At 75.5% G+C, this 4,897-nt stretch carries 5 protein-coding genes; 2 read left to right on the forward strand and 3 right to left on the reverse strand.

All coding sequences use genetic code 11. The features are described 5' to 3' along the window. Window positions 1–305: 305 nt before the first annotated feature. The 3 genes from E1265_RS33635 to E1265_RS33645 all read right to left on the reverse strand — a co-directional run bounded on the left by E1265_RS33635 (window position 306) and on the right by E1265_RS33645 (window position 2,311). On the reverse strand, window positions 306–707 hold the full coding sequence (locus E1265_RS33635) for a DUF3040 domain-containing protein (RefSeq protein WP_132934742.1): 402 nt from the start codon (window positions 705–707) through the stop codon (window positions 306–308). A 206-nt stretch (window positions 708–913) separates the two neighbouring features. Further along, complete coding sequence (locus tag E1265_RS33640; protein ID WP_132934743.1) at window positions 914–1,750, reverse strand: methyltransferase domain-containing protein; 837 nt, start codon at window positions 1,748–1,750, stop codon at window positions 914–916. Window positions 1,751–1,837: 87 nt separating this feature from the next. Then, the gene (locus E1265_RS33645; RefSeq protein WP_132934744.1) at window positions 1,838–2,311 is read right to left on the reverse strand and encodes an SAV_6107 family HEPN domain-containing protein; all 474 of its coding nucleotides are present in this window, start codon (window positions 2,309–2,311) and stop codon (window positions 1,838–1,840) included. Window positions 2,312–2,489: 178 nt separating this feature from the next. Between E1265_RS33645 and E1265_RS33650 the strand changes: the two genes are divergently transcribed. Further along, complete coding sequence (locus E1265_RS33650; protein WP_132934745.1) at window positions 2,490–3,152, forward strand: TetR/AcrR family transcriptional regulator; 663 nt, start codon at window positions 2,490–2,492, stop codon at window positions 3,150–3,152. 233 nt (window positions 3,153–3,385) lie between these two features. After that, window positions 3,386–4,813: an NAD(P)/FAD-dependent oxidoreductase gene (locus tag E1265_RS33655; protein WP_132934746.1), complete on the forward strand. Its 1,428-nt coding sequence runs from the start codon at window positions 3,386–3,388 to the stop codon at window positions 4,811–4,813. Window positions 4,814–4,897: the final 84 nt, after the last annotated feature.

Raw genomic sequence — 4,897 nt, forward strand, 5'->3', positions numbered from 1 at the left:
GGCCCGCACCAGGCGGGGCCACCGCCAAGGGCGTTAACGGGCGTGCGCTGAGCGGCCTGACGGCCGGAGTCGCGGCTGCGCCGCCGCGGCGCTTCGCGCCGGGGCGCGCTTGGCGCGATGGGGGTGGGGTGCCACCGCGCTGGGCGCGATCGGCCGACGGTGGCCGCGCCCCCGCGGTCTGTGCCGCGCGAGGGCGCCGCAAGCGAGGGGCGGGGCGCCGCGGTGGTGGTCTACGCTCGGCGCGCAGCACGACACAGGGCCGCCGAGGCGGCCCTGAGGTGGGGGAGTCCGGGAGGCGACGGCCGTCAGTCGTCGCGCTCTTCGCGACGCCGCTGCCACCGCTCCTCGATGCGGTTCATCATGGACCTCCGCTGGCGCGAACCGGCCTGACCGCCGCCGCTGCCGCCGCGCCGGCCACCGCGGGCGTCACCCTGCGGCGGCGTGCGACGCCATCCCGTGACGGCCACCACGGCGCACCCGAGCATGATCAGGAAGCCCACCACGCTGAGCCAGATCAGCTGCGCGACCATGCCTCCCATGAGGAGGCCGATGCCCACGACGAACCCGGCGATCGCTTGGTAAACCCGCTTGCGGGTGTACGTGCGCAGCTCATTTCCCTCGAGCGAGCTCGCGAATTTGGGATCTTCGGCGTACAGCGCTCGCTCCATTTGTTCGAGCATGCGCTGCTCGTGGTCCGAGAGCGGCACGGAGTCCTCCTACTCGTCGGTCGCGGTGGCGACCGGATCCGACTTTTCAAGGATAGGCAGGGAAGCCTCCCTGTGAAACCCACCCCTGTACGCCATTTTCGCCCGCCATGCGCAGTCCGCCGGACCCTATGGGGGGTGGACAAGTCATTCCCCCAGCGGCTCCGGGTCATGCCGGAGGGCTCATCTCGATGATACGAGGAGTCGGACTATCGCTCGCCCGATGGAGTGGCGAGTCGCTCCGCGAGTACGTGCAGCCGGCCGGCGATGGCCTGGAAGGCCGGCAGCGCGGCGGCCTCGGCCTCCAGTCTGGTGAGCGCCCGCAGCGCGTCCGGCTCCGTGTCGACCAGCGCGCCAGGTACCAGGTCGGCGAAGATCCGCACCCCGTGCACCTCGCCGGGACGGAGCCCGGCCGCGCCGATCAGCTCCCTGAGCCCGTCCACGGTGAAGCGGTGCGGCACCGGGTCCGCCTCGCCCCACCGGCCTGCCGGATCGCCGAGGGCGCGGCTGGCCTCGGAGAAGCGCCCGGCGAGCGCGCGCGAGAGCACCGCACCGCCCACGCCGGCGGTCAGCACGCTGAGCGTGCCACCGTCGGGCCGCAGCGCCCCGGCCACGGCCCGCAGGCCGGCCGCCGGATCGTCCACGTACTCGAGCACCCCGTGGCACAGGACCAGGTCGAACGCGCCCGACTCGACGACGTCGTGCAGGTCATGCGTGTCGCCCTGGACGCCGCGCACCCTTCCCCGGCTGACGCCGGGGGGCGCCCCCACCGCCACCCCCTGCTCCGCGGCCCGCCGCTCCAGCGCGAAGAGCGCGTCGGGGCTGGGGTCGACCACGGTCACCCGGTGGCCGAGAGCGGCCACCGGCACCGCGAAACTCCCGCTGCCGCCGCCCGTGTCCAGCACGTCAAGCGTCGAACGCCCGGCGGCGGCCGCGCGACGCAGCAGCGCCTGGCGCAGCACGTCCCACACCACACCGGTGCGCAGCGCGGCGTGGGGACCAGACGCCGGGCCTCCCGCGTCGCGAACCCTCGACTCTGACGGCATTGCGGCGGCTCCTTGCTGCGCGGGGCGGTGAGGCGGTGCGTGGGGTGAGATTCGGCCGATTCGGCCACGCCACCGTACCCGGCAAGACTACTTGGGCGTGGAGCCGCCGGGATCACCGAAGTCGGCCCGCAGCACCGGCTGGCGCAGCAGCAGCTCCTCCACGAGGCGGAGGAAGAAGGCTGCGGCGCGGCGCAGCTCCGCCGCGTCCACCTCGCCGACCACGCCGCGGATGCCGGCCTCGATCCTGGCCCGCCGCCCGGCGCTCGCCGCGAACAGCAGGCTCCACTCGGCGAGCTCCGGGGCTATCTCGGGCAGCACCTCCCAGACGCTGCGGATGCGGCTGCGCGCCCGGGGCGTGGCCTCCGGGCGGCCGCGCACCGCGAGCACGGCGGCGGCCGTGCGCAGCGCGGCGAGGTGTGCCGCCACATACGCCTCGCCCGGGTCGGCGAGGCCGGCCGCCTCCGTCAGCCCCCGCTCGGCCTGGCCCAGCAGATCGAGCGCGGCCGGCGGGGCCGACGCCCGGCGCGGCACGGGGTGCACATCGGTCGGAAGTCCGGTCATGACGAGCCTCCAGTCCGTCGTCATCCAGCGCTCAGGCGGGCCGCCAACCCCCGAAAGGGCCGCACAGTCCGCACAGTCTGCGCATCTGGGCACATGGTGACGGATGGCACTGACAATTCCCGGCCGGTCATTGCCGCTTACGGTGATCTCGCGCTCCCGTCAGGTGGAGAATCGGCCCATGAACAGGACGAGCACCCGCCGTGGTGCGACCCGGCTGCGGCTCTACGAGGCGGCGGTCACCCTCGTCGCGGAACAGGGCTTCTCCGCCACCACGGTGGAGCAGATCGCCGAGCGGGCCGGGGTGGCCAAGGGGACCGTCTACTACAACTTCTCCAGCAAGACCGAGCTGTTCGAGGGGTTACTGCGGCACGGGATGGGCCCGTTGACGGTGGCGCTGCGCGAGGCGGCACGCGCCTCCGCGGCCCAGGGCGGCGACACGGTGCGCCGACTCGAGGCGATGGCCGACGCCGGGCTCGACTTCGTCATCGGACACCCGGACTTCGCCCGGCTGCTGGTCGCCGAGCAGTGGCGCACCAACCGCAGCTGGCACGCCACGCTGGTCGACATCCGCCGGCAGGTGGCCGGGGTGGTGGAGGACGTGCTCCAGGAGGGCGTCAAGCGGGGCGAGTTGAGCGAGGACCTCGACATCCAGCTGATCGCCGGCGCAATGGTGGGGATGGTCGTGGTGGCGGCGCTCGACTGGCAGACCTTCCACGCGGAGCGCCCGCAGGGCGAGGTGCGGTCCGCCGTCTCGCTGCTGCTGCGCGGCGGGCTCGGCGGTGGCGGGCAGGTGGGATCCCCGTCCCAGCTCGCGCTGGAAAGGCCCCCGAACCCCGGCTGACGTCGACGGGGCCCACCTTCCGACGCGCCCCGGCCGTACCCGATCCGCCGCCCCGTGACGGCGGTTCGGACACCGCACGGCCGATCGGCCGGGGCGCCGCGTTCACCCTTCCGCGCGGGGGGTGACCGCACCATCCGCGCCGCTACTCAGCCGGATACTCATCCGATACCCACTCCCATGGGGTGGGGTACCGATCCGCCGGCCGGCGAAGGGCCCGGGTAACGTGCTGGTCCATGGCTCGGATCGTGGTGGTGGGCGCCGGTATGGGCGCCATGGCCGCCGCCGCCCGGCTGGCCACCGCCGGCCACCGGGTGACGGTGGTGGAGCGGGCGTCGACGCACGGCGGCGCCGTCGGGCGCTTCGCGCGGGACGGGTTCGTCTTCGACACGGGCCCCGGGCTGCTCCATCTGCCGGCCGTCTGGCGTGACCTGTTCATCAAGACCGGCAAGCGGGAGCTCGGCGAGTGCGTCGGGCTCGACCGGGTCGACCCGGCCGTCGAGCACCGGTTCGCCGACGGCGTCTCCGTGCGGCTGCCAGCGGCGCTCGGCGGCGCCCAGCAGGCGCTCGACGACGCGCTCGGCGCCGGCGCCGGAGAGCGCTGGGCGGCGCTGCTGCGCCGCGCCCGCCAGGTGTGGGAGTCCACCAGGCGCCCGCTGGTCGAGGAGCCGCTGACGACCCAGGAGCAGCGGGCGGCGCTGCGTGAAGACCCCTACCCGCACGAGCCGCGCCGCGGCCTGCTGCGCCGGCGCACCCCCGGCACGCTGGCCGAACTCGCCGCGGCCGAGCTGCGCGAGCCGCGGCTCGCGGCGCTGCTCACGGGCACGGTGTGGGAGTACGGCGTCGACCCGGCGGTCGCGCCGCCGGGCGCCGCCGCCCTGGCGTACGTGGAGCGGAGCTTCGGCAGTTGGTATCCGGCGGGCGGGATGCGCGCGCTGGCCGACGCGGTGTACGAGCGGTGCTTGGAACGCCGCGTGGACTTCGTGTTCGGGACGGCCGCCGCCCGCGTCCTGGCGAAGGACGGCAGGGCCGGCGGCGTCGAGCTGGCCGACGGCGCCGCGCTGCCCGCCGACTCGGTGGTCTGGGGCGCGCCGGGCCTCGGCGCGACCGCGCCGCGCGCCACCGGCCGGCTCACCGTGCTGCTCGCGCTGCGCGGCCCGCGACCGGCCGGCACCCCGCACCGCACGCTGGTGCACCCCGCTGACCTCGACCGGCCGCCGGTGCGGGTGCTGCGCCCCGACGACCCGGCGCTCAGGCCGGACGCCGACCACGAGACGGCGGTGCTCTCGGCGCCGGCCCCGGCGCACGGCGCGGGCGGCGTTGACTGGACGGCCCCCGGCGTCGCCGACCGGGCGGCCGACGACCTGCTCGCGGCGGCCGAGGCAGCCGGACTCGACCTGGCGGGCCGGGTGCTGTGGCGCGAGACCAGGACCCCGGCCGACGTCGAGCGGGACACCGGCATGCCGGGCGGCGCGATCCCGACGCCGGCCCTCGCCGGGGCCGACGCGACGTTCCTGGCCGCCGCCAACACCGGACGCCTCACCGGCGCCTACCGGGTGGGCGCCCTCGCCCACCCGGGCGGCGGCCTGTCCCACGCCGGCATGTCGGGCGCGTTGGCCACCGGGCTGATCGTGGAGGGACCTGGCTGGCGGGGCTCGTACTGACCGGCCTGCCTGAACAGCCTGCCGGCTTCAGCGGCTCGAAGGGACCTCGGGTCGGGGCGGCGCTGGTTTTCCCCACCCACCCAC

Source organism: Streptomyces sp. 8K308 (assembly GCF_004348315.1).
GTDB lineage: Bacteria > Actinomycetota > Actinomycetes > Streptomycetales > Streptomycetaceae > Streptomyces.